We start from the raw sequence: 23,803 nt of genomic DNA, 5'->3' as shown, positions 1-23,803 counted from the left end.
TTTCGCAAAATTGACGAATTAATCCAGGATGGTCTCACGCAAAATTGACATCGGGATAGAACCCAACGCTAGTGCTTCAGAGTGGAACTCTCGCGTAGTCATGCCTTGGGCGACAGCATCATCGCGGGTCTTGTGCCACAGGCGCTCACCGATGGCATAGCTTGGTGCCTGACCTGGCCAGCCCAGATAACGATTAACCTCAAAAGCAAGGTTCGCGTCGTCCATGGCGGTGTTCTCGCGCATAAACGACTTCATGTGTGCCTTATCCCAGATGCCAGATCCGTCCGGGGTCTTCTTGCCCAAGTGCAGTCCGATATCTACGACAACACGTGCAGCGCGCAGGCGCTGGGAATCCAAAAGTCCCATGCGGTAGCCAGGATCTTCGAGGTAGCCTAGCTCCGCCATGAGTTGTTCGGCATACAGGGCCCAGCCTTCGCCGTGTCCGGAATTCCAGCAGGCGTTACGACGCCAGGAGTTCAGGTCGGACTCCAAAAGCGCGGTACCAATCTGCAGGTGGTGACCCGGCGCACCCTCATGGTGGACAGTCGTCAGTTCTTGCCAAGTGTGGAAGATTTCCTGGCCTGCAGGAACCGACCACCACATACGACCAGGACGGGAGAAGTCCTCAGTCGGCTGAGTGTAGAAGATGCCGCCAGTGCCGGCTGGATCAATCTTGCACTCAATGGTTTGGATTTGCTCGGGGATATCAAAGTAAGTGCCATTGAGGTTGGAGATGACCTTGTCGGCAACGCCTTGCATCCACTCCACGAGCGCATCAGTGCCGTGCAATTGGTAGCGCTCATCGGCGTTGAGCTTGCGTACCGCCGTGCGCAGCGCGGTGCCAGGACCGTAGAGCTCCTCAGCAAGCTTTAGCTGCTCAGCGTGAATTTCCTGCAGACGATGCAGTCCCCACTCATAAGCCTCATCGAGGTCAACAGAATCGCCGACGAAAAGCTTCGAGAAACGGGCATAACGTTCACGACCCACAGCATCTTCGTTAGAAGAAGAAGGCTGTAGTTCTGCCGAAAGCCAGCCCGAGAAGTCATCGAAAGCTGTCTTCGCGGATTCGACCTCTGCGTTGCCCTCTTCTAAGCCGAGTTCGTCGAGCATCGAGGAGGCATCGGCAAGCGCATTGCACTGGCCGATAACTTCATTGATCTGCCGAGTTGGTGGAACCATCCCCTGGTTAGCAGCTTCTACCAAAGATTCGCGATAGCCCTGAAGCGCTGCCTCGACCTTGGACAGCCGAGAGCGAATTGCGTCTTTTTGCTCAGCGGTATCGTGCGGCATCAGCAGCAAGGTGTCGCGGATCGTTTGTACCGGGGAGGCAATGTTATTGAGATTACGAATATCCTCACCGTGGTGGTGCAGGTCCAGCTCCAGGCACAAACGGTCACGCAGGACTGCTGCGGTGACATAATCTACGTCATCAAAATCGTCATCATCGTCGGACTCATCGGTGCTGTCATCTAGCGCGTCTAGATCCGCGACCATCTCACGGGTACGGTCTGCAACCGCGGTGAAGTAGTCAGGAGAAAAGTCCTGCAGGTCGCCTTCGTAGCCTTCGATGCCCCATTCGGTTGCGTCCGTTGGGCTTAGCTTCGCTAGGTCTGCAAGAAAATTATCGCAGGAGGCATCCAATAAGGATGGCTCGCGAGCAGGTTGGTGCTCAGAACTCATATCGCCAAAGTCTATCTTTCAATAATGCAGCGTGCACACCTTAACCACGGCGTGGCGTGTCCACATCAGCTCCATTTGGCGCCAATTGGACTCCAACCAGCAAATTCGTCCAGAATCTCCGCTGGGTCCGAAGATAACGCTATGGCATCAATGTAGCGGGATTGCACAAAACCACAAGCCACCATCGACTCCAAGGTGCGCACGAAAGGTTCCCAAAACCCATCGACGTTAACCAATCCCACCGGCCCTTGGACGTGTCCAAGCTGCTGCATGGTGAGCACCTCCACCACTTCTTCCAAGGTGCCCACACCGCCGGGCAGGCAGACGAAGGCATCGGCAAGCTCTTCCATGCGAGTTTTACGTTGCGCCATGGTGTCGACCACCTCTAAATCAGTCAGCCCCGCGTGCGCCATTTCCCGATTAATCAGCTGGCGTGGAATAACGCCGACGACTTCCCCTCCAGCAGCCAACGCAGCATCAGCCACCGTGCCCATAAGCCCCACATTGCCGCCGCCGTAAACGACCCGCAGGTTGCGACGCGCCAGCTCCTCGCCCATTTCTTTGGCTACCTCCGCATACCGCGGGGAGCTTCCCATAGAAGATCCACAATAAATAGCGACTGATTTCATGCCTTAAAGCATATAAGCTGACAAGCATGACTACCGTGGCTCAAGCACGTGAGATCATTCATGCGGCCTCCCACGTGCACTTTTTCACTGGCGCCGGAATGTCGGCTGATTCCGGCCTGGACACATTCCGTGATGCGCGTACCGGGCTGTGGGAAAGGGTAAACCCGCAGGATATGGCTTCGCTTGAGGCATGGCAACGGGATCCGGAGCCCATGTGGGCGTGGTATTTGTGGCGCGCACATCTGGCGCAAAAGGCTAAGCCACATGCCGGTCACCAGGCGATTGCTAACTTATCCCGCACAGTGTCTGTTACGACCCAAAACATTGATAACCTGCATGAACGTGCCGGATCCAGCGATGTTGCACACCTTCACGGATCGCTTTTCGCTTTCCGATGTTCCTCCTGCCGCCTTCCCTACCCGCAGGATATAGAGCTTCCGAACACCCCGGTTGAAAGACTTTCTCCACCACTTTGTGGAAACTGCGGCGGTTCCATCCGCCCTGGCGTGGTGTGGTTTGGGGAGCCCCTGCCGCAGGACCATTGGCAAAAGGCAGAAGAGAATATTCGGTCGGCCGATGCTGTAGTCATCGTGGGAACCTCTGGTTCCGTATGGCCGGCGGCGGGACTTCCGACCCTTGCACACCGCCGGGGCACGCCGATCATTGAGATATCCCCGCAGCGCAGTGAGCTTACGGACCTTGCCACGGTGTGGATGGAAGACACAGCAGCACAAGCGTTGCCAAAGATCTTGGATCTATAAACCTGTACCACTTGGTCTATCGCTCACAACCCGCAGGTTTACGCAGGTTGAATCTAAAATATTGAATTTCTGTAGACAGCTCGGTCGACGTTGTTAGACAATGCGGTCTAGGCAGGTTAGTATGACTTCATGATTAAGCCAGGTCCAGTCTTTACCCCTCCGCAAACTCCTGCTGCGCGCTGCCTGCATTTGGTGCGACTCAATCCGATCATCACGCGCAGCGAATTAGTAGAGGCTACTGGACTATCTCAGCCCACCATTACCCGCGCTACTGCAGTGTTATTAGAGGCTGGCCTGGTGCAGGAACGCACCGACCTCACCCGCACCCGGGGCCGTGGACGTCCTACCGTTCCTTTAGAGGTAGCTGATAGCAAGTGGATCCTGGCCGGTATCGCGATTGGCACCTCGCGCACCCACATTGCATTATTCGACACCATGGGCCGCACTCTGCGCGAAGACGATATCGCGACCCCGGTTGCACGCTTGAGCGAATCCGATTTCATCGAGCACATCATGGCTGGCGTAAACCGTCTCACCACTGGCATCTCGCGCACCTTAGTCTCCGTCGGCGTGACTACCTCGGGCAACGTCGATGAGGACGGCCTCGTATGGGCCTCGAACCTGGGCTGGGAAGGCGTAGACATCGCTGAGCGACTGCGCTACCAGTTCAATGTTCCGGTGGTTGTCTCTTCTGCCATTCCGGCGATTTTGGGCTCGGAAACCCAAAGCGCGGAATTAGATAAGCAAGAAAACGTATTGGTTCTCTTCGCTGATGACTCCACTGGCGCTGCCCTATCCACCAAAGAGGGCGTCTCCCAGCTGGTGCCACTACCAACGATTTCTTCAGAGTTACTCAACTTAAAAGATGCCGCATCAGAAGACAACGTGTCCACCCAAGCTGTCTTGGACGCCTTGGCTGTCGACGATATTCACGTCAACACCTTGTCTGAAGCCGCTGAGGTCGCAGAAGACAATGAGACAGCACGCAGCATCCTGGATGAACGCGCACGTCTTTTGGCGTCCATCGCCGCTGACCTTGTAGTTGAGCACAATCCTGTGACCGTGGTCTTGGCAGGATCGGCGTTTATTGATGACCCTCGTGCCGCAAAGCTCTTTGCTTCTCATATCCGTGAATTCATCGCCGAGCGTCGCGATGGCGCCGATATTCATGCCCTGCAGTTGCGCTTGATCCCAACTCACCAGGAGATTGTCCGCGCGATTGCGCGCGCTGTAGCGCTAGACCCACTTCTGCGCGTGCCTTTGTCCCTACAGCCTAGCTCGCCACCGGCAGAGGCTCCGACCCCGCGTCGTCGCGCTTCGCTGCGAGGCTAGAGAGCGTCCAGCACCTCAAAGACCTGCTGCGGCGATTGATACACAAAGCCGTCGATGCCCATCTGCCGTGCGGCATCGACGAATTCTTGCGTGGGGCTGAAATACACGGTGTCTTTGGCCGTTGCGCCGAGAGATTCCACCGCTACGTCGAAGGCTGCCGCGTCGGGTTTACATACTCCTATATCGCAGCTGAAAATAACGGCAGCGAAGTCTTCTATCCAAGCAAATCTTTCGCGGGCCAGTTGTGCCAGGCCGGGTGAAATATTGGCGAAAAGTCCTGTGACAAAGCCGGCATCCATGACCTTAGAAGCCATCTCCAGGCCTTCGGCACTGAGCTCAAAGGTGGATTCTAAAGCACGAGCAATTTCGGAGATTTCGCCATTGTCGACCCCGGACCGCAACGCGAGTTGCTGCCACCACCGCTCATCACTAATGTGCCCGGCTTCTAATTCGGGGCGCAATTCCAAGTATGTTTTTCGAAATTGTTGAGCCACCTCTGCATTGACCGCATCAGTGATGTGCAGTAGAGAGTCCTCTACCCCGCGGGTAAGGAAGACCCCGTAGAGGTCAAATAACACTCTCGTACTCATGTTTAGATTCTAACCAGTTCCTTGCCAATTGGCGTGTGCTGGTCCAGTTTAATGAAACATGAGCGCGTTTATCAGCTTCCGATCATCTGATGGTTTTGCGAAGATCTGGAAGTTGTAGAAGGTGCAGTGGTCGTAACTGCGGTGCCAGATTGCGGATGGAACACCTTAAAAGGTCCGCCTAGCTTGGCATAGGGGCTGACCAGTAAGACCGCCCCGACGCCAATTGCAGTACCGGCCATAAACACAGGAATGCTGATTCTCGGCAGCGTGCCAAAGGGGGTGAAAACGGCAAAAGCCAAAGACGCCAACACCAATGTTCCACTCAAGCCAAAGAGGGCCTTCGAAATAGAACCGACATTCATGTACCAGCTAACCAGCAGCATGAAAATGGCGGCTAACGGGGAGAGCATGAGGGAAAACGCGAAAAGAAAGGTCCCCAAGGCCACTTGGGTAACCATGAGGGTTGCTCCGCATAACATGGCAAACCCCAAACTAATGAGGAACGCACACAACGCGATCTTTTGCTTTGGTGACATAGCAAGTATTCTTCCATTCCTTATCGGGTAAATGAAAGAGAATCTGCATAAATATACCGAGATGTTATTGATTCAATGAACTACTTCACAAATAAACCCGCCCACTACATACTCAAGAGTAAGTAATGGGCGGGACTATCTATTTATCGGCAGCGGATTTATGCGTCGATTGCAGGCTGACGGGAAGATAGGCCCCGGTCGATACGTAGCAGGCCAGCGCCGTCGTTGCCAACCAGCTTGATCTGGTCGATAATTTCAGAAACAGTGTCCTCTTCCTCAATCTGCTCATTCATGAACCAGTTCAAGATGGAGCGGGAGTCCAAGTCCTGAACTTCGTCAGCGATGCGGACGATCTCGCGAATATCCTCGGAGACCTTCTGCTCGTGAGCGTAAGATGCCTCGAAAGCATCGAGTGGGGTTGCTGCCTTCAGGGAAGGCATGGTGATGTCACCGAGCTCAACGCGGTAGCCGCGAGCCAGCAAATGGTCAGCGAACTTCTGAGCGTGCTCACGCTCTTCTTCTGCCTGAGCCATGAACCAATCACGCATGCCTGGGAAGGACAGATCGTCCATCTCGTAGCCGAGCTGGGTGTAGATCATTGCAGCCTGGTGCTCGTTGGTGACCTGGTTGTTGATTGCGGTGATGAGCTTCTCGTTCATATTCTTCCTCTTTCCTCGTATTTTCTTTCGTGCGCTGCGTTCAGGTACCAACTTTAAAGCGTTTGGAGATTATGCGCCACGTAGGTTAGGCCAGCCAAAATTGGGAAACCCTAAGATAATTCACCCAAAAACTCAGGTAATAACACGTTTTTAATCATGCAGATTTGATAGCATTTACTTCATAACGATTTTATGAAACTTCCGTCTACCCAATTTCAGGGGAGCGGCAAGGGTGCCCAAGATAGAAAAAGCGCGGGTGCCGAGTTGATTTTCTCACTCGATACCCGCGCCCGACACAGCACGTCCGCCTTACTGAGCGCAGTGCCGCTTAGCCAAATCAGCAAATACGCCAGAGTTGAAGCCGAAAGCCATGCGAGCCTCTTCCAGCAGATTCTCGCGCTGTTCCTCATTTAGATCCAGCTCATCCAGGGCCGTACGGTAGCTCGAACGGTATGGAGGAATCTTGCCAATAGCGGAGAAGTCATAGAAGTTCAATGACTCTGGATCGATGTCGTAGTAGGCACCCAACCGAGCAGCGATTACCTGACCGCCAGAAACATCACCAAGGTAGCGCACATAGTGGTGAGCGATCACCGGTACCGGATCGCCGGTGCCGGTAAGCTCTTCCAAACGAGAGACGTACCTCATGGTCGCCGGCAGGATACGGATAGCATCGCGCCAGTTCGCACCGTACAGGCCTGCGAGGTCAGCCTCCAGGGACACCTGACGCTCGAGACGACGGTCAACAATCGAGTCCGCCAGCGGATGGTCCTCAATTGCGCGAACGGCGCGTTCCAAAGCTTCGTAAATAAACCACAACTGACCGGTAAATTCAGCAACCGCTTCAGTGTTGAGCTTTCCGCCCAACAGCTCCTCCATAAAGCGGGAGCCTTCTGCATCCTCATGCGCGGTGGCGGTAGCTTCCTTCAGCACTGCGGACAATGGCTGCGAGGTTGTAACAGTCATGGTTGTTCTCCTTTAAGAGATATCCCTTCTTCTGGGACAATCGGTGATGCAATTGAACCCAACTATAAGGTTAGGATTACCTAAAGCGCAATGCCCGGGCTAAAGTTCCTCCGAAAGTTGCACCCCGCGTTTAGCGGAAGGGCACCTCACCGATAGTCCGGCGTAACTTACGCGTATGCAGCCGCTGCGGGTTATCCGCCAGCTGCTCGACCGTGCGCACTGCACACATCACGTGAGCCTCTTTAGAGTTCGAATAAAATGCCTGCGCTTGTGCCGGAAGTTTTGGAACCGCATGCAGCGGCAAGTCCGATACGGACAACAACGTGCCGTAGGGAACGCGGTAACGGTAGCCATTGGCAGCAATCGTGCAGGATTCCATATCCACGGCCACCGCAGTGGATGCCTTTAACCATTCCCATAGCTGCCGGCTCGTGCGCCACTCCCAATTGCGGTCATCGGTGGAAAGCACAGTGCCAGTACGCATCAGAGTTTTATTGGTGCCGTAAATTTCATCGACGGACGCCTCCAGCATGCGCTGCACCTCAGGGATGGCGGGAATCGGGTTATGAGAGCCCACGTATCCATCCAAGAGGTTGTCTTGACGCTGATAGGCATTGCCTAGGATTAAGTCCCCGATGCGCATGCGTCCATCCAAGCCGGCGCAGTGGCCAATCATGATCCAGGCTTCTGGACGCAAGACAGCCAAGCAGTCCGTAATGGTCTTCGCATTCGAAGGCCCGACACCAATATTGATCATGGTGATGCCATCACCCGCGGCGGTAACCAGGTCAAAGCGTGGCATCTGAAAACGTGAGGTCAGCGTGAGCTGCTCACAGTCCACATTGACCGCATCATCAGAATGCAGCGTTTCCCCGGTAGGCAGCACCATCGACGTGTAGCGCGAGTCTTCCTGAGCTAACTGGCTTAAACCAAAGCGCACGAATTCGGTGGTGTGGATGGCGTAGTTAGTAAAGAGGATGAACTTTTGCACCGTATCAATTTCAATGCCGGTGTAATGCTCAATGCGCGCGCACGCGATATCGAAGCGCTGCGGCCCGAAATGAAATAGCGGCTTTTCTTCGCCGTGGAAAGCGTCCCACTCACCATCAATAATGGCGTCGTGGACTTCATCCAAGGTGGGACGCGGAATTGCATCCGCAACATCACCCGCCCGGCGCGCTTCTGAAGTATCCCCAATATTGCGGATGTACTCCGGCGGAATTCGCACATCTGATTGACCCACGAAGATATCGCAGGGGTAATTCTCCGTCAGTCGCGTCAGTTGCTCATGCAGATAGTCACGAATGACATAGGGCTTAGAAATCGTCGCACTGTATCGACCTGCCTCATCGACGTAACCAAAAGGCTGTGAACGGTCGATGGGGCTCCACTCGCGGACATCGACCACAATCTTCGGATAGACCACGTGCCGGTAAGCATCATAATCGCCTGTCTCCAGGGATTTTCTTGCCAACTCGCACGAAGAATCGTACAGCTGAACTAGTCGCTCAATGGCCTCTTCTACCGTGTGGGCATGCTGCAAATCGCTCATAGGGCAATCCTAGCTACGTTCCTCACACCTCGTGATTGCACTTTGATTCTGGAGTTGAGACGCCTACGCCCAAACGGACTCGGTCCGCCAATTGTCCACAAAACCCATCTCGCCTTCGTTACGTCCTGTCTCTGCAAATTTGTTCATCAACGTGACTAGTTCCCTATGCCACGAAGTATTAGGTTCAATTCTTTTAATGATGCATGCAATCACAACTAATGCCGGATAAATTCGTGCTCTTTGAGCATCAGTAGTTAAAGATAAGTGTTCCACTTCTGCTGGAAGCAACTTTGTCGCAGAAATCTGACGCGTAAAGTTTGCGTTCCACATTCTCGAGTGGTGAGCACAAGAATTGCGCGTGAAGGTTAACACCTCAAGCCAATTCGCTAGCGTGATTACAAATTTTCTGGAGGCTCCTCCAGGATTTTTATCGAGTACGTCCTCGAAGTTAAATTTCTTCACAACATTCCACTGATCTTCTTCCAAAAGCCCTTCGTATAATTTAGAAAGATCACTGAAATCTATCACTTCAGTAACTACCCATACCGGCAATGGAAGTCCATATTTATCTTTAATATGCTGAACGAAATCGTGTCTAGCGCGGCGAGTTTTTCGCGCCAAGCTATCAATAGTGGTTTGATGTGAGTCATTATTTTTGTTGGACTTCGGGTCGTAGAATCCCCGTGACCTATCATAACCGGAAAATTTAGTGCGAAATATCGTTGGATCTGTATGAGCCATGCTTCCGTGCTTACCGATCACATTTCCTAAAGCGGCCCTTAAGGCAACCTCGACTATTTTCGATACCTTTAAAAACATGGATCCTTAGATCCTTATCAAATAGATATATTGCTTCAATTGACTCAAGCGTAGTGCCTGGAAGAAATTGATCTTTCCTAACTCCACCTGTGATTATTCTTTGTGGGTACCAGTATCCGCTCAACCGGTAGTAGGCAACCCTTGAGAGCAGACGCGAAGCATAATCATGGTCATTGATAACCATTCCCCGACTCTTAAGAAGCTCGATTTGTTCATCGATAGTTAAGTACTTTTTACGATAGTTACTCATGCTGAAAAGGTTATATGTTCATTCAGACAACTTCTTTGAACCCGAATTAGAAAACGCCCCTAACTCTCAAAGAGAGCGGGGCGCCATGTTGATATAAAGAATATCAGCTCTAGGGTGACTTGTCACGATCGTCGGCAAGGTGGTTACAAGCTATGTCGGAAGCTATGCGCTCGAGGATGGGCAACGGGTTGTGGATGCACTCAGATATATCTTGCTCAAAGTCGGTGAGAGCGTAGATCGCTTCAAAAAGAGTGCTTGACGATGCCTCCGGCAATGAATTCTGTCCGCACACAGCAACGACTGAAATGCCGCGGGCATGTGCGCGCTCGGAGATGCCAGTTGGTGCTTTGCCGCTTAAGGTTTGCGTATCGATGCGGCCTTCGCCGGTGATGACTAAATCAGCTTCGTCGAGGAGTTTTTCACCACCTGTTTCATCGAGGATCATGTCGACGCCGGAGCGCATCTCGGCATCGAGAAGCGCCATCGCCATAAAACCTAGCCCGCCTGCTGCACCGGCTCCGGGGCTCTGCGCTTCGCCACTCTTTTCAACCACGGTGGCGAAGTGCCTGATCGCTGCATCAACGCGGATAACGTCGGTGTCGCTTAGTCCCTTCTGCGGACCATAGATAGCGGCAGCGCCATTGGTTCCATACAAGGGATTGCGCACATCAGATGCGATAATGAAGTCTACCTCAGCAAGGCGCGGGTCGAGCTTTTCCAGACTGAAGCTGTGCACGAGGTTTAAGTCTCTGACCTGTGTTATTTCCGCGCCCGCGGAATTGAAGAACTGCACGCCTAAAGCTTGAGCCATGCCGAAACCAGCATCGGTTGTCGCACTTCCGCCGAGTCCGATGATGATGCGGCGAGCGCCGGCATCGACAGCTGAAGCAATCAGATCACCTACTCCCCAGGAGCTTGCCTGCACGGCAGCTTCCGAGGTTGGCTGTCTATCATGCAAGCCACAAGCGCGAGCAATTTCGATGACTGCGGTGGAATCTTTGAGTGCATATTCTGCGATGATGATGTCGCCGCTGGAGTCACGCACTTGTGCAGAGACCCGTTGGTAGCCCAAGGAGTCGAAGGCTTCTAAGGTGCCGTCGCCGCCATCGGCAAGCGGTGCGATAGAAACCTTGTGCCCCGCCTGCTCCAAGCCTGTAGCCAAAGCTTGGGATACTGCTGCCGATGTGGCGGAGCCCTTGAACTTATCGCAGCAGATGAGGACCTGAGACATTAGGCCAGGTTGTCGATGATGGCGGCCGTAATATCCTTGGTCGAAGAATTACCTCCTACCTCACGGCTGCGGATACCGTCAGCGCATGTCTTTTCAATCGCTGAGCGCACTCGCTTAGCTTCCACATCCAGGCCAAAGTGATCGAGCATCAACGCTGCGGAACCAATCTGACCAACTGGGTTCGCGATGCCCTGGCCAGCGATATCTGGCGCGGAGCCATGGACTGGCTCGAACATCGATGGGAAACGGCGCTCTGGGTTGAGGTTCGCACTTGCGGCCAGACCCAAAGAACCTGCCATGGCGGAGCCCAGGTCGGAAAGAATATCGGCATGCAGGTTCGATGCAACCACCACGTCAAGGTCTTCGGGATTGAGGACGAACTTGGCGGCCATGGCATCGACAAGCACTGATTCGGTTTCTACATCTGGGTAGTCCTGGGCCACCCGATCAAAGACGTCATCCCACAGCACCATGCCGTACTGCTGCGCATTGGACTTGGTAACCTTCGACAACTTCTTGCGGTCGCGAGTACGCGCGAGTTCAAAGGAGTAGCGGAAGATTCGCTCACAGCCGACCTCGGTAAACACTGCTGCCTGGGTGGCTACTTCGCCCAGGCCGTCGCGGCCGGAGAAATTACGTCCGCCGAAACCAGAGTATTCGCCTTCAGAATTTTCACGAACGACGATCCAGTCGAGGTTGCGCTCATGCGCATCGACAATTGGTGATTCCACATTTGGCAGGAAGTTGACTGGGCGGATATTGGCCCACTGGTCAAAGCCTTGGCAGATAGCAATGCGCAGGCCCCACAAGCTCACGTGGTCAGGCACGGTTGGCCAGCCCACAGCGCCGAAGAAGATGGCATCGAGGTCTTTGAGCTGGTCCAGGCCATCTTCCGGCATCATGCGGCCGGTGCGGGCGTAGTATTCGCTGCCCCAGTCGAAATCCTTCCAGTCGAATGAGAAGGCGCCACCGGAATTCTTTGCCAGGGCATCAAGGACGTCGCGTCCTGCTTCGACAACTTCGTGGCCGACGCCATCGGCGGGGATGGATGCGATTTCAAATGTTTGCGAACTCATGTGCTTTTCCTTGCTCTTAAAGTGACTGCTGACACATTCCATTTAAAGTTCGTAAACAAGGGAAGTCCAAGACCTATTTTCATTGCCCCACATAGGTTTTTACTATGTGCTGAAATCAAGCCCCAACGCTCGGCTGTGAATCAAAGACATCAATGCCTCAGCGCCGGGACTGAGCTCGCCTTTACGGCTGACTACGAAGATATCCAGGTGCACTTCGGGAACGATTCGGCGCACCACGCACCCACTGCTGGCAGCAATATCGCGCCACGAATCCGGCATGACTGTGTGCCCGACGCCTGCACACACCAAGGGCAGCAGGGAGGTTCGGTGTGCCATTTCCGCAATGACGCTTGTCGATGAATCATGCACCAACGCACTATCAATCAATTGCCGCATCAGTGATCCGCGCTGGGAAATAACAAACCGCAATCCATCAAGGTGCTGGCGCTCAATGGTGTCCGAATCAGCTTCCGTACCTGGTGGAGAAATCAACACTAAAGGCTGCGATTCCAACTGGCACACATCTAAATCCGCAGTATGCGGCTGGCCCGAGGAGCCAAGCAGGCCAATTTCTGCAGTGCCGGAACGGATGGCTTCGACGGTCTCTGCGGGAGTAAAAGAACCTTCGACGTTGACCATCATGCCGGGATAGCGCGCGTGGAATGCCTTTATCAGCCCGGTCAGAGGCTCGACGCCGGGACTGGGCATAGCAATGACATTGACCGTGCCGGATTCCAGATCACGCACCGAAGATACTGCGCGACGTGCGGCATCTAAGTCGCGCAGCACCTGGCGTGCGGGCAGAACTAACCTTTCGCCCGCGCTGGTTAATTCAGCACCGCGGCCGGTGCGATGAAACAGCTCTACTCCCAAGCGGCGCTCGAGGACGCGAATGGATTGCGATAGCGACGGCTGAGCAACGTGCAAAGCTTCTGCCGCTTTGCCAAATCCCCCATAATCAATAATTCCGAGAAAGTACGTCAATTGCCGAATGTCCACGCATCCTCCTAACATAGGCATGCCCTATGTGTGGTAGTGAAAATTTGTCTTGGACGTAATACGCATCACATCCCATGCTGATACTAGCAACTATCAGGAGGGAGGCATGAAAATGCCCAACAACACAATGACCGCCAGCACGCGGTCAATCCGCACGAATGTGACGGAAGTTCTGCTCAGCGGAGGAACTTACCGCAGCCTAGAGCAGCAACGATTATCGCCTGCGGAAGAAAAGTTTGAAACTATTCGACGGGTCTCAGGATTTATTCTCGCCCCACTGGGTTTTCTGTTCATGCTGTGGGTTCCCAATGACATGGAACCCACCCAGCAGAAAGTCGCTGCGGTTTTGATCGGCGTCATTTTGTTGTGGTTGTGTGAGTCCCTGCCCATTCCAGTGACGGCTTTGTTAGGCGTTGGGTCGATGGTGCTTATCGGCACTGCCCCGGCAGCAGAGGTGCTCGCACCGTTCGGCTCCACCACGATTTTCACCTTCATCGGTGCATTCATCCTGGCTCAGGCGATGCTCAAGCACGGTGTTGCGCAAAGACTCGCCTACTTCGTGCTGGGCCTGCCTGGCGTGGGCAATTCCACCGTGCGCATCATCTTGGCCTTTGGCGGTATTACCTGTGTGCTGTCGGCATTTGTCTCCAACACCGCCACAGTTGCCATGTTGCTGCCTACCGCACTGGGCATTCTGACTGTCATTGCGCAGCTCATGCAGGATAAGGGCATTGTTAAAGAAGACTTCGATCCGTTGCGTCTGCGCGTGGGTGCCGCGTTGATGTTGATGCTCGCCTATGGCGCATCGATTGGCGGCTTGCTCACCCCCGTGGGCGCGCCACCCAACCTGATTGGCCGGGGGCTGATTGAAGAGGCCACCGGCGTACGCATTTCCTTTGGCCAGTGGGTCATGACCGCGCTTCCTATCTGCATTTGCATGATGCTGGCCTTAAGCGTCATTTTGTTCCTGGTCAACCGCCCAGAGACCCGCCGCATTGAAGGCGTGGCCGAATTCGTCGCTAAGCATAAAGAGCGGCAGGGCAAGATGTCCCGTGCGGAAATCAACACGGTCATTGCTTTCTCCATCACCGTGTTCTTGTGGATTTTTCCCGCGATTTTGGGCATGTTCATTGGTACCGATTCCGCTATTTATGAGCTTGTCGATGAACGCCTGAACGAAGGAATCGTTGCCGTCATGGGCGCAGTACTGCTGTTTATCCTGCCTGTTGAATCCAAGAAGTTGCAGTACACCTTGGATTGGTCAGATGCTGCCAAGATTGACTGGGGCACCATCATCTTGTTCGGCTGCGGCATGATCTTCGGTGCCATGCTGGGCAGCTCCGGTCTGGCGGAAACCATCGGTTCTGGCCTCAACAACATGTTGGGCGTATCTAGCGCACTTGTCATTACCGCGATGGCGGTGCTGCTGGCCATCCTCATCTCGGAGACCACCAGTAATACTGCTGCAGCGGCTGTGACCGTGCCGATTGTGGTTCCACTCGCCATGGCCGCAGGAGTAGACCCCGTCATCCCGGCGATGGCCGCTACCTTCGGCGCATCCTTTGGTTTCATGCTTCCGATTTCCACGCCACAAAATGCCATTGTTTATGGCTCCGGCTGTGTTTCCATCGCGCGCATGATTCGCACCGGCATCAGCTTCGACATCATCGGCGGCGCGCTGATCATCTTCTTCCTTCCAACCGTTGCAACCTTGGTGGGTATTGGCTAGAAACCGCTAATGTAAGCAACATGAATGAGCAGTTGCAGGAACACGCCCCAAAAGAATCTTTAACAGGATTTAGGGGCGTGTTTTCTGATTCTTTAGAGCGGTTATCACCTGGTTATTTCGCGCTAGTCATGGCAACAGGAATAGTTTCCGTCGGCCTGTATTTAGTAGGTTTTGAGGCGCTTTCGACCGCGCTGCTGTGGATCGCCGCGGTGTCTTATGTGGTGTTGTGGGTGTTATATGTGTGGCGGGCAATTTCGCATCGACAAGCAATGCTGCACGACCTGCGCGGCCCGGAACTGGCTTTTGCTTATTTCACCGTTGTGGCTGGCTCCGGCGTTTTAGCCGTGCGCCATTTGCATTCTGGTCATTATCGGCTGGCCGTTCCGCTGGTAATTTTTGCTGCTATCTTGTGGTTTATTTTTGGGTACCTTTTGCCTTGGCAGGTCTTTATGACCCGCGACGGCAAACCGATTCTGTCGCGTACCAACGGCACCTGGTTTATTTGGGCCGTGGCGAGTCAATCTGTGGCACTCGGGCTCGCGAATGCACAGCCCTTTTTGCCTGGCGATGAAAGATGGCTGGGCCTTCTGACCGTCCTATCCTGGTCGGTGGGAGTAGCACTGTATGGTTGCATGGCGATTTTGGTGCTGCTGCGGATTATTCACTACGGAATTAGCGCCAAAGAATTTGAACCACCCTATTGGGTAGCCATGGGTGCGCTGGCCATCGCGGTAGTCGCGGGAACCAATGTGGTCAATATTGAATCCAGCCCGATGGTCGATGCCACGCGCGCGCTCATCGAAAGCACCATCGCCGTGTTCTGGAGCTTCTGTCTGTGGCTGATTCCCGTGCTCATCGGCGCCGGCGTGTGGCGGCATTTCGTGCACAAGATTCCTCTCAAGTACACCCCGACCCTGTGGTCTATGGTCTTTCCCATCGGCATGTTCTCCGTCGCTTCGATTACCTTAGGCCGCGTGGATAACCTGCCGGTGGTCGAAGCCTTCGGAGAAGTTGCACTATGGATTGCGGTTGCCGTGTGGGGAGTTGTTTTCATCGCCATGCTGCGCCATATCCTGCTGGGATTCTTGAAGAGCAGAAATTAAATGAAGGGCCCGCCAGCTGCGCACTGACGGGCCCTTCTCCCCATGACTAATCTCCGACACAATGCAGGGTGTGGAGCGCATCTCCTACATCGTGCCGCCCGTGATTAGGCAAGGCTAACTTTACATCATCGTGAGGTATCGTCAACCCCTTTTCTCAAACTTTTTATTGATATGGGGAGTTTATTCTCATTTATGCAGGTCGGAGGTTTGAAAATACTTCTGAATTTAATGTGGAAAGGCTTGCCTAAACACATTCTGGACGATAAAACTATCACAATCAATCACTAAACAATGCACTCCGACGAAGATAGTTAGAATGAAGTGCAGCACCATGAATGGGAGGCTGCCTTTTGCCCGCTCAAGATTCATTAGCCGAATTACGCGCTGTCATTTCCGAGCACCTGAAAAGTTTCCTCACGCCTATTAGCAGTGAGGAAGAAAGTGCACCAAGACCATTAGCGCCCATTGAAAATGCCATATCGGGGCTTCGTGAATGGCGCAATGACCCGCGGCGGGTCGGCGTATCGGATACCGCACCCGCGGTGTCTTTACGCGACGAAGTCGCCACGGAGATTGCCGCGCGGCTGCACTCTAATCCCTCACAGCAGGCAAGCTTTGACACCACCGGCGAGGAGCACAACACAACCACCACTCGTGCGGAAGTTACCACCAGTAATGAAGGAATGGAGCAGGCTGGCTCTGGCAGCACGGTATCGTCGCTACCACTGGGCGCACGGCTAAAACCCCGCGGCATCTTCGAAGATGATTGGACAGCAACTTTATCCACGCAGCGTCCCTGGCCCGTAATCTTGCTGCACGGCACCTGTGATTCCAAGGGTATCTGGCAGCTTTTAGGAGCTGACCTCCGCGAGGACGGCTGGGCCGTATTCGCACCCGATTATGGCACACGCGCCACAGGCCTGATTCCGAATTCAGCGGCGCAGGTTGGCGCCTATATTCAAGCGGTTATGCATACCACCGGGGCTGAAAAAGTCATCATCATGGGCCATTCCCAAGGCGGGCTGGTCGCGCGCTATTGGATGCGCCTGTTGGGTGGGGCGAAGTACGTCAAGCACCTGGTGTGCATCGGCACGCCGAATCACGGCACCACCCAAGGTGGAATCCTTTCCCCGCTGGTGACAAGCCGCCGGGCCGATGGCGTCATGCAATCGGTCATCGATGCCTACTTTGGTCCAGCTGGCGCGCAACAAATCGTCGGCAGCGACATCCTTGATAAAGTCAACCGGGATGGTGACTTAGAAGAGGGTGTTACCTACACCAACATCGTCACCCGCTCGGATGCCGTGGTGGTGCCACCAGAATCATGTTTCCTGGCACCAGACAAGGTTAAAGACGGCACGGTGCGCAATATCTACGTCCAAGACTTCGACCGCCGCGCAGTCGTCCTACACCACGATTTGCCGGTGGATAAACGCGTACGCGTCATCGCCCGGACTATTCTGCGCCAGATTGGCCCCATGTAGGCATCACATTAAGACAGATCCAAAGCGTCTAAGAGTTCGTCAAAGGCAGGGCCAACTTGGGTGCGCCACAAGGTCGTCGCGCGGGTATCTGCACGGCCTGGCCCGCCGTTGATAATGGCAACAGGTTTATTTTGTTTCCGGGCTTCTAAAACGAATCTCATCCCGCTCATCACCGCCAGGGAGGAGCCGGCGACAAGGAGGGACGAGGAGGCATCGATAAGCGAATATGCGGCCTCCTTGCGTTTACTCGGCACCGATTCGCCGAAGTAGACCACATCGGGTTTCAACAGCTTGGAACCACAGCGCGTGCATCCGACCATCTGAAAACGCGCAATCGCTTCCATATCGAGGGTGACATCGCCATCCGGGTTGACCATATCGGCGCTGACAATCAGCGATTCCACGTAGCCCGGATTCAGCGCGCCCAGGCGGACATCAAATTCCGTGCGGTCTTCGATATTGCCGCATTCCAGGCACAGCACCGTTTCCATATCGCCGTGCAGCGGCACCAGCGTGTGCGTGCCCGCGGCCTTATGCAGTCCGTCAACATTTTGCGTAATAACGCCATTAATCAGCCCGGCGCGCTCTAGTTCCACCAGCGCAAAGTGCGTGCGGTTGGGACGCGCCCGATTCATTACCCGCCAACCGACGAAACTGCGCGCCCAGTAGCGGTGTGAGGCCGCAGGGTCATAGCGGAATTCTTGGTAGGTCATCGGCCGATGCCGCGACAAAGAGCCTTGCGGACCGCGGTAATCCGGGATACCAGAATCGGTGGAGACACCAGCTCCCGTCAGCACGGCGGCGGGTCCGTTACGCAGTTGCTTGACGATGTCCCCCAGCGCCTTCTCCGGCGGCGTCGGCACGGCAGTATCGCTGACCACCCGCGCAATGGAGCGCAATGCGGAGCGGTGAGCGAGTTCTACTGCTTCATCATGGAAAGCCATGGAGTCAGCTTAATGCTCGGAGTCCAAATCTCCATGACGGGAGCAGTGCGCCAGCCAGCCGTCGGGGCGAACTTGTACCACCATGCGTCGCCCGCACAGTTGGCAATACCGCGGAACATCCAGTCCGGCGGCCGCGGCAGCGTGTAGGGAAATCTCGGCCTCTGTAGCTAGTTCTTGGCCAGTATTAGGATGAAAGAGCGGCGCTTCACCGGCTGCAACCGCCGCGGCCAATTCACCCAGCTGCGGCGGCCACGTGGCTTCTCGTGGCGGCATCACAGCGCCTTAATAGGCAGATCGATGCGCCCAAGCATGTCAATGTCCTTTTCAATCTCCTGGCCGAGTGTGGTCAGGTAGTTACCTGCGATGATCGCGTTGATACCAGACAGCAGGCCCTTTTCTGTACCGTCATCGCCCAGGGAAAGTTCGCGGCCGCCGGCAAAGCGCAGGGTGGTTGAAGGCATCGCCAAGCGAAATGCTGCGACCGCGCGCAAAGCATCACCCATTGGAACCAATGGACGGTTGGCGAAAGGCGTACCCGGACGCGGGTCCAGGAAGTTCATCGGCACCTCGCACGGGGAAATCTCTGCCAGCTGCACTGCGAATTCCGCGCGCTGTTCCAGGGATTCGCCCATGCCGATGATGCCGCCGGAGCACACTTCCATGCCCACGCCACGCACCAGATCCAGCGTGTTCTTGCGCTCCTCCCAGGTGTGAGTGGTCACTACCTGCGGGAAGAAGCTGCGCGCAGTTTCCAGGTTGTGGTTGTAGCGCTTCACACCCATCTCGCGCAGCTGCTGCGCCTGATCGGCGGTCAACGTACCCAAAGAACAGGAAATATCAATGTCGACCTCACGCTCAATGGCCTGGATCGCCACCGCGACCTGGTCCAACAGCCGCTGGTCTGGGGATTTCACCGCGGCGACGATGCAGAACTCTGTCGCACCGGATTTTTGCGTCTTCTTGGCCGCTTCCACCAGCTCCGCGATATCCAAGCGAATCGAGCGCACCGGCGACTGGAACAGCCCCGACTGCGAGCAAAAGTGGCAGTCTTCTGGGCAGCCACCGGTCTTGATGGAGATGATTCCTTCGACCTCCACTGCCGGCCCACACCACTTCAGACGCGTTTGGTGCGCAATATCCGCCAGTTCTTCCAGCTGCGAGTCATCGCTGTTGAGAACCTCGACGAGCTCTTCTTTGTTTAGTCCCTGGCCTAATTCGAGTGCCTTGTCGCGTGCGACGTCAATGATAGTCATGACACAGCAGCATAAACCATCAATTAAACGCTGTTCAATAAACGGGTTTAAACGCTGTTTAATTCCCTCATTGTAGGGTAATTTCTGTTCCAGGAGGACCATTAACCGCCCAGTGGCAGACTAGAAAGAGCCACGGCCTCTGCCTACACGGCATCACCGCACTACAATGGCAGGTTATGAGCCTTTATGATGACACTTTGGATTTGCTGCAGGAACTTATCCGCAATGCGTGCGTGAATGATTTAACCGCGGATTCGGGTGAGGAATACCGAAATGCGGCAACGTTAGAGAAGTTCTTTGAGGGCACTGACGTCAAGGTGCAAAAGTTTGAGCCGCATCCAGGCCGAGTATCGGTGGCGTTTACGGTGGATGGTTCCGATCCGCAGGCTGAGCCGTTAACGCTTTTAGGCCATATTGATGTGGTGCCGGTGGATGAGCCGAAGTGGACTAAGCCGCCATTTGATGCATTGATTGAAGATGGCAAGTTATACGGCCGCGGCGCAGTAGACATGTTGTTTATTACCGCCAGCCAGGCAGCGGTAACCCGCAAGATTGCGCAGGGCCCACACCCGAAAGGCACGTTGACCTTTGTGGGTCTCGCGGATGAAGAAGCCCGCGGCGGGTTGGGCGCGAAGTGGATTTCGGAGAATCAGCCCGAGGCATTTTCCTGGCGCAATTGCTTATCGGAGACCGGCGGTTCGCACTTGCCGGTATTAGATGGCAGTGATGCGATTGGTTTTAATGCCGGTGAAAAGGGTGCTGGCCAGCGCCGCATTCACATTCACGGCGATGCCGGGCATGGTTCCACGCCGTTTGGCAAGGACTTCGCGGTGGTCAAGATAGCAGAGGTTGCACGCCGGATTGCCGCCGCGCAGCCACCGGCGGTGTCGAATGAGACGTGGGAAGGTTTCGTTCGGGCTTTCAAATTTGATGAGGCAACGCAGCAAGTGCTTATCGATGGCACCGCCACCGACGCCGATTATGAAAAGTTCGGCGCGCTGTCTGCTTATGCGCATGCGTTTTCCCACACCACCATCGCGCAGACGGTCCTGCGCGCCGGTGGCGCAATTAATGTGCTGCCATCGCATGCTTGGCTGGAAATGGACATTCGTCCATTCCCCGGCCAAACCCAGGAAGACCTAGATGATTTCCTGCGCACTGCTTTAGGTGATTTGGCTGACGAGGTAGAAATCGAGCACCTTATTACCGAACCCGCAACGCATTCGCCTGCCGATGGCCCCCTGTGGGACGCGATTGTCAGCACCACCCAGGAGTTCTTCCCCGATGCGGCCGTAGTTCCAGTACACGCAACGGGCGGTTCGGACTTACGTTTTGCACGCCGCCTAGAGGGCGATAACGGTGGCCGCGCTTATGGCTTTGCGATGCATGCCCGCGACCGCGACATGGCCAGCGCCAACTCCCAGTTGCACAGCCACGATGAGCACCTCTACCTAGAGGACCTAGAATTGACCGTGCGCGCCTATGACTCACTGGTTCACAAATTCTTGGGGCTTCGCTAGGGGTTTCACGAATGTTGCAGGTGTGACATAATGCGCTTATGCCGAAACTGACTTCCGCGAAGACCGGGCTGATTGCAGCCGCCACTGCCCTAACCGCCACCCTTGCCAGCCCAGCCATCGCATCTGCCGATGTTGTCGATGACATGTTGGCAAAGATGCCCTCTGGCCAAATCTCTTGTTCCCAAGCAAAGTCCCAGTACACCAACGCTTCTGACTACAACTCCAAGAAGCGTCAGGCTCTTGCCGTCGCCACGGTCCACCCACGCGGCGGCGAGGTCCGCGAAGCGATCGGCCGCATGGATGAAGCAATTGCGCGTTGCAACCTCAACGGCGGCGGTAATACTGGCGGAAACACCGGTGGCAACAACAATTCTGGGAACCAGAACAACAACTCCGGCAAAACTAACTCTGGAACCAAGAACTCTGGCACTAAAAACACTGGTGCACAGGTAATTCCTGTCCTCGTTCAGCCAGGTATGCCCACCGTGGATGTCCCTGTAGCCAATATCGCTACCTTCCGCATTCCAGATGCAGCGAAGATCGCATCCAACACCTTCAAGGAAGTCTCTGCCAATATCCCTGGCTCGTCGTTCTAATCTGGGACTTGAAAGTAGATATGGCGGTGTAGTGAGCACCCCGGATTAAATACCTGTTCGCACTGCGGGCAGGTATTGGTATTTCCGATGTAGTCAGCAAAGGTCATCTCATGGCCGCATGCACCGCACAGCACTGCGCGGGATTTCAGATCCATCGCCCCGAAGCTATGGTCAGTTGCTGCAGCATGGCATTCGTAGCATGCCCAGTACTTATTGCAGGTCGCGCACTTATTGGCAATCACGTCTTTCTCAGAGTGGTAATGCGTGCAGCGACCCGCATCGTCGAGAGTATCTCCGTAAATTGTGGGCATGGGCGCAAGTTTAGTCCGCGCTGAGGTCTGCGGCGTAGCGCACGAGAGCGTGGAATTACCGCGGATGCGTTAGTCGATAAACCGGCGGCATGTTGGGATCAGTTTCCATAATGCGTGCTTGCTCCCGACGCTCGCGCCAGGTCTGCAACCACCACAAAAAGATCGAGTCTTTGCTCAGTAAGGACATCCGGAATGATTCCTTGTTGCCATTGCAGCAGGTCTCCCCGCGTAACGACCGTGACATCGTGCGCTTGAATAGTTGTGCGAAAGTCACCAGCGGTGAGTAATCCAGATACACAATGACATCGGTTTCGGGGTACACAATATCGGCAACTTTCGAGCCGCACGACGCCATGACCCACGCCCCAGTTTCCACATGTCGGCAAACCCGTTCACGTTGCTTTTCAGTCGAATACGTCGTCCACGGTAACTCTGAAGCGGGCATCCACAACACGTCGTTGTCATAGTCGATGACGTGCAAATTTTTCAGCTCTGCCCACGTGCGCGCAGCCGTAGATTTACCGGCCCCGGTCACGCCTTGAATCACTATTCGGCGTGCATTTAAAACTTCCATTGTTAAGGCAGATGACATTGAAAAGAGCCTACTGAAGTGCCCCGGGCTTTCTTCCTAGGCGGTTGCCTTGATTTCTATTATTTCTTTAACGGGTCTGCTCTTGCAGAATACTGATTCACCCTCAGCTGTGTCGCAATTTCCACGTCAACAGCATCATCCCACCTCCTGGTATGGATGAGCTCATTTTTGTACGAGCTGTTGACGTTTTCCGCCAGTACATTGCCATGGGAATCATCCACCGCTTCAGTGGAAGCAGCGATTTTATGCTCAGCAAGACGCTTGGTTCAGTACTTGCAACGGCAACGCCTCGGGCGGCATCGAATCCGACAAGGCACAGCCGACATTGCGGCGGGAGAACACATCGGCGATAAAAGCGGTGTACACAAATCCTTTTCAGGTTCGCACGATTATCCGGACCTGTGGGTTTATCGGTTGTTATCGGCGATCCGCCTTTGGGCTTAACAGCGACTTTAGCGATTCTCATCAAACGAGCGCTTTGCTCCCAGCCGATATCAATCCCCTGACGAGCAAGAGCGTGCCACTTCTTTCGCACTCCATAAACACTGCAATTTTTAGTGTGGACCTTGCGGATGCGTTCTGCCAAAGCAACCGTCGTGCAAACGACGCGAGCTAAGTCCACGAGGCTTGGACTGGCGATAGCCACGGGGTTACAAAACCGCCAGTACGGTGGGTGTTTAACGTCTCACATGCGAACTCGATTGAGAAACGATCCCGGTGTTCATCGATGAACCAGATCATTTTCGACGCTTCGGGGCGAGTTCCGATGCGAAAAAGCCGGTGTCGCCCTGGGCAATTCGTTGGTATCGCGCAACTCTTGATTTACACGGCTCAGCTTGGCAACTTCAGCAACTAAGTGTTCGCGAGTGTAACCGTCGCGCCGAACCTGCTGCATCAATTGCCTGACATGCTTCCTCATCGACAGGTTTTCGGGCAAAAAACGATCCTCTACCAGGCAGGCCACACGGCCCTTAGCATTCCGGCCAAATTTCTTTGGCATACTTCAGATTTTCCGATCTACTCAGAAGGAACAAAACCTGGGACGCTTCGCACCTGTAGCTTTTCTTAGTGGGAGTGGCTGGTTGCGATTCATAGGCTGGATTTAGCCGTGGAAATAACGTCGCCGAAATTCAGGGGATATGGAAAAGCTTTGGCACCGTCTTGGCATACAAGTCTTTGTTACCACCGATG

Annotated in this window: 26 protein-coding genes; 7 read left to right on the top strand and 19 right to left on the bottom strand. The window is 54.6% G+C overall.

Annotation, left to right across the window (positions count from 1 at the left end):
• Positions 1 to 18: 18 nt before the first annotated feature.
• Positions 19 to 1,680, bottom strand: a complete 1,662-nt coding sequence (locus CSTAT_RS00905) for a DUF885 domain-containing protein (protein ID WP_075722155.1) — start codon at positions 1,678 to 1,680, stop codon at positions 19 to 21.
• Positions 1,681 to 1,745: 65 nt separating this feature from the next.
• Positions 1,746 to 2,309 (bottom strand): LOG family protein, encoded by a 564-nt coding sequence (locus CSTAT_RS00900; RefSeq protein WP_066792127.1) that lies wholly within the window; start codon positions 2,307 to 2,309, stop codon positions 1,746 to 1,748.
• Positions 2,310 to 2,335: 26 nt separating this feature from the next.
• Here CSTAT_RS00900 and CSTAT_RS00895 point away from each other — a divergent pair, with 26 nt between their 5' ends.
• Together CSTAT_RS00895 and CSTAT_RS00890 are read left to right on the top strand one after the other, a co-directional pair.
• Positions 2,336 to 3,070: an NAD-dependent deacylase gene (locus tag CSTAT_RS00895; RefSeq protein WP_075722154.1), complete on the top strand. Its 735-nt coding sequence runs from the start codon at positions 2,336 to 2,338 to the stop codon at positions 3,068 to 3,070.
• A 129-nt stretch (positions 3,071 to 3,199) separates the two neighbouring features.
• Positions 3,200 to 4,402 (top strand): ROK family transcriptional regulator, encoded by a 1,203-nt coding sequence (locus CSTAT_RS00890; RefSeq protein ID WP_075722153.1) that lies wholly within the window; start codon positions 3,200 to 3,202, stop codon positions 4,400 to 4,402.
• Here the strand turns inward: CSTAT_RS00890 and CSTAT_RS00885 are convergent.
• The 10 genes from CSTAT_RS00885 to CSTAT_RS00840 all read right to left on the bottom strand — a co-directional run bounded on the left by CSTAT_RS00885 (position 4,399) and on the right by CSTAT_RS00840 (position 13,080).
• Positions 4,399 to 4,992, bottom strand: coding sequence for an HAD family hydrolase (locus CSTAT_RS00885; RefSeq protein WP_075722152.1), 594 nt, complete (start codon positions 4,990 to 4,992; stop codon positions 4,399 to 4,401). The two genes, CSTAT_RS00890 and CSTAT_RS00885, sit on opposite strands and share 4 nt — an antisense overlap.
• A gap of 71 nt (positions 4,993 to 5,063) precedes the next feature.
• Positions 5,064 to 5,528, bottom strand: a complete 465-nt coding sequence (locus CSTAT_RS00880; RefSeq protein ID WP_082869451.1) for a cytochrome C biogenesis protein — start codon at positions 5,526 to 5,528, stop codon at positions 5,064 to 5,066.
• 158 nt (positions 5,529 to 5,686) lie between these two features.
• Complete coding sequence (locus tag CSTAT_RS00875) at positions 5,687 to 6,187, bottom strand: ferritin (RefSeq protein ID WP_066839198.1); 501 nt, start codon at positions 6,185 to 6,187, stop codon at positions 5,687 to 5,689.
• A 309-nt stretch (positions 6,188 to 6,496) separates the two neighbouring features.
• The gene (locus tag CSTAT_RS00870; protein WP_075722151.1) at positions 6,497 to 7,153 is read right to left on the bottom strand and encodes a biliverdin-producing heme oxygenase; all 657 of its coding nucleotides are present in this window, start codon (positions 7,151 to 7,153) and stop codon (positions 6,497 to 6,499) included.
• Between the two features lie 130 nt (positions 7,154 to 7,283).
• On the bottom strand, positions 7,284 to 8,705 hold the full coding sequence (gene amn, locus CSTAT_RS00865) for an AMP nucleosidase (RefSeq protein WP_075722150.1): 1,422 nt from the start codon (positions 8,703 to 8,705) through the stop codon (positions 7,284 to 7,286).
• A 63-nt stretch (positions 8,706 to 8,768) separates the two neighbouring features.
• Positions 8,769 to 9,524: an Abi family protein gene (locus CSTAT_RS00860; protein WP_075722149.1), complete on the bottom strand. Its 756-nt coding sequence runs from the start codon at positions 9,522 to 9,524 to the stop codon at positions 8,769 to 8,771.
• Complete coding sequence (locus CSTAT_RS13970; RefSeq protein WP_419186558.1) at positions 9,457 to 9,708, bottom strand: Abi family protein; 252 nt, start codon at positions 9,706 to 9,708, stop codon at positions 9,457 to 9,459. Before CSTAT_RS13970 ends, CSTAT_RS00860 begins: the two co-directional genes overlap by 68 nt.
• 175 nt (positions 9,709 to 9,883) lie before the next feature.
• On the bottom strand, positions 9,884 to 11,005 hold the full coding sequence (locus CSTAT_RS00850; protein ID WP_075722147.1) for a glycerate kinase: 1,122 nt from the start codon (positions 11,003 to 11,005) through the stop codon (positions 9,884 to 9,886).
• Positions 11,005 to 12,081, bottom strand: coding sequence for a tartrate dehydrogenase (locus tag CSTAT_RS00845; RefSeq protein ID WP_066839189.1), 1,077 nt, complete (start codon positions 12,079 to 12,081; stop codon positions 11,005 to 11,007). Before CSTAT_RS00845 ends, CSTAT_RS00850 begins: the two co-directional genes overlap by 1 nt.
• 102 nt (positions 12,082 to 12,183) lie before the next feature.
• A complete protein-coding gene (locus CSTAT_RS00840) occupies positions 12,184 to 13,080 on the bottom strand; it encodes a LysR family transcriptional regulator (protein ID WP_075722146.1) in 897 nt (298 codons plus the stop codon).
• Positions 13,081 to 13,207: 127 nt separating this feature from the next.
• Here CSTAT_RS00840 and CSTAT_RS00835 point away from each other — a divergent pair, with 127 nt between their 5' ends.
• The 3 genes from CSTAT_RS00835 (at position 13,208) to CSTAT_RS00825 (ending at position 17,396) form a co-directional block, all read left to right on the top strand.
• On the top strand, positions 13,208 to 14,809 hold the full coding sequence (locus tag CSTAT_RS00835) for an SLC13 family permease (RefSeq protein ID WP_075723752.1): 1,602 nt from the start codon (positions 13,208 to 13,210) through the stop codon (positions 14,807 to 14,809).
• A 77-nt stretch (positions 14,810 to 14,886) separates the two neighbouring features.
• Positions 14,887 to 15,912: a tellurite resistance/C4-dicarboxylate transporter family protein gene (locus CSTAT_RS00830; protein WP_244892867.1), complete on the top strand. Its 1,026-nt coding sequence runs from the start codon at positions 14,887 to 14,889 to the stop codon at positions 15,910 to 15,912.
• A 335-nt stretch (positions 15,913 to 16,247) separates the two neighbouring features.
• Positions 16,248 to 17,396, top strand: coding sequence for an esterase/lipase family protein (locus CSTAT_RS00825; protein WP_211273020.1), 1,149 nt, complete (start codon positions 16,248 to 16,250; stop codon positions 17,394 to 17,396).
• 8 nt (positions 17,397 to 17,404) lie between these two features.
• On the opposite strand, the gene CSTAT_RS00820 is transcribed toward CSTAT_RS00825, so the two are convergent.
• Genes CSTAT_RS00820 through bioB form a run of 3 tightly spaced genes read right to left on the bottom strand, consistent with a single transcriptional unit; the run spans position 17,405 to position 19,593 of the window.
• Positions 17,405 to 18,340, bottom strand: a complete 936-nt coding sequence (locus CSTAT_RS00820) for a Sir2 family NAD-dependent protein deacetylase (protein WP_075722144.1) — start codon at positions 18,338 to 18,340, stop codon at positions 17,405 to 17,407.
• Positions 18,341 to 18,349: 9 nt separating this feature from the next.
• Positions 18,350 to 18,613 carry a biotin synthase auxiliary protein BsaP gene (gene bsaP / locus CSTAT_RS00815; RefSeq protein ID WP_066792115.1) on the bottom strand — a complete coding sequence of 88 codons (264 nt, stop codon included), beginning with the start codon at positions 18,611 to 18,613 and terminating at the stop codon, positions 18,350 to 18,352.
• A complete protein-coding gene (gene bioB, locus CSTAT_RS00810) occupies positions 18,613 to 19,593 on the bottom strand; it encodes a biotin synthase BioB (protein WP_066792114.1) in 981 nt (326 codons plus the stop codon). Before bioB ends, bsaP begins: the two co-directional genes overlap by 1 nt.
• 176 nt (positions 19,594 to 19,769) lie before the next feature.
• Between bioB and CSTAT_RS00805 the strand changes: the two genes are divergently transcribed.
• The gene (locus tag CSTAT_RS00805; protein WP_075722143.1) at positions 19,770 to 21,113 is read left to right on the top strand and encodes a M20/M25/M40 family metallo-hydrolase; all 1,344 of its coding nucleotides are present in this window, start codon (positions 19,770 to 19,772) and stop codon (positions 21,111 to 21,113) included.
• A gap of 38 nt (positions 21,114 to 21,151) precedes the next feature.
• The gene (locus CSTAT_RS00800; protein WP_075722142.1) at positions 21,152 to 21,709 is read left to right on the top strand and encodes a hypothetical protein; all 558 of its coding nucleotides are present in this window, start codon (positions 21,152 to 21,154) and stop codon (positions 21,707 to 21,709) included.
• On the opposite strand, the gene CSTAT_RS00795 is transcribed toward CSTAT_RS00800, so the two are convergent.
• The 4 genes from CSTAT_RS00795 to CSTAT_RS00780 all read right to left on the bottom strand — a co-directional run bounded on the left by CSTAT_RS00795 (position 21,706) and on the right by CSTAT_RS00780 (position 23,612).
• Positions 21,706 to 22,020, bottom strand: coding sequence for a CHY zinc finger protein (locus CSTAT_RS00795; protein WP_075722141.1), 315 nt, complete (start codon positions 22,018 to 22,020; stop codon positions 21,706 to 21,708). The two genes, CSTAT_RS00800 and CSTAT_RS00795, sit on opposite strands and share 4 nt — an antisense overlap.
• 55 nt (positions 22,021 to 22,075) lie before the next feature.
• Positions 22,076 to 22,612 (bottom strand): P-loop NTPase family protein, encoded by a 537-nt coding sequence (locus CSTAT_RS00790; protein WP_075722140.1) that lies wholly within the window; start codon positions 22,610 to 22,612, stop codon positions 22,076 to 22,078.
• 103 nt (positions 22,613 to 22,715) lie between these two features.
• Positions 22,716 to 23,147 carry a hypothetical protein gene (locus CSTAT_RS13965; RefSeq protein ID WP_419186557.1) on the bottom strand — a complete coding sequence of 144 codons (432 nt, stop codon included), beginning with the start codon at positions 23,145 to 23,147 and terminating at the stop codon, positions 22,716 to 22,718.
• A 186-nt stretch (positions 23,148 to 23,333) separates the two neighbouring features.
• Positions 23,334 to 23,612 (bottom strand): hypothetical protein, encoded by a 279-nt coding sequence (locus CSTAT_RS00780; protein ID WP_075722139.1) that lies wholly within the window; start codon positions 23,610 to 23,612, stop codon positions 23,334 to 23,336.
• Positions 23,613 to 23,803 lie beyond the last annotated feature (191 nt).

The sequence above is a fragment of the Corynebacterium stationis genome, assembly GCF_001941345.1.
GTDB classification, from domain to species: domain Bacteria; phylum Actinomycetota; class Actinomycetes; order Mycobacteriales; family Mycobacteriaceae; genus Corynebacterium; species Corynebacterium stationis.
This window is presented reverse-complemented; position numbering and strand designations above follow the sequence as displayed.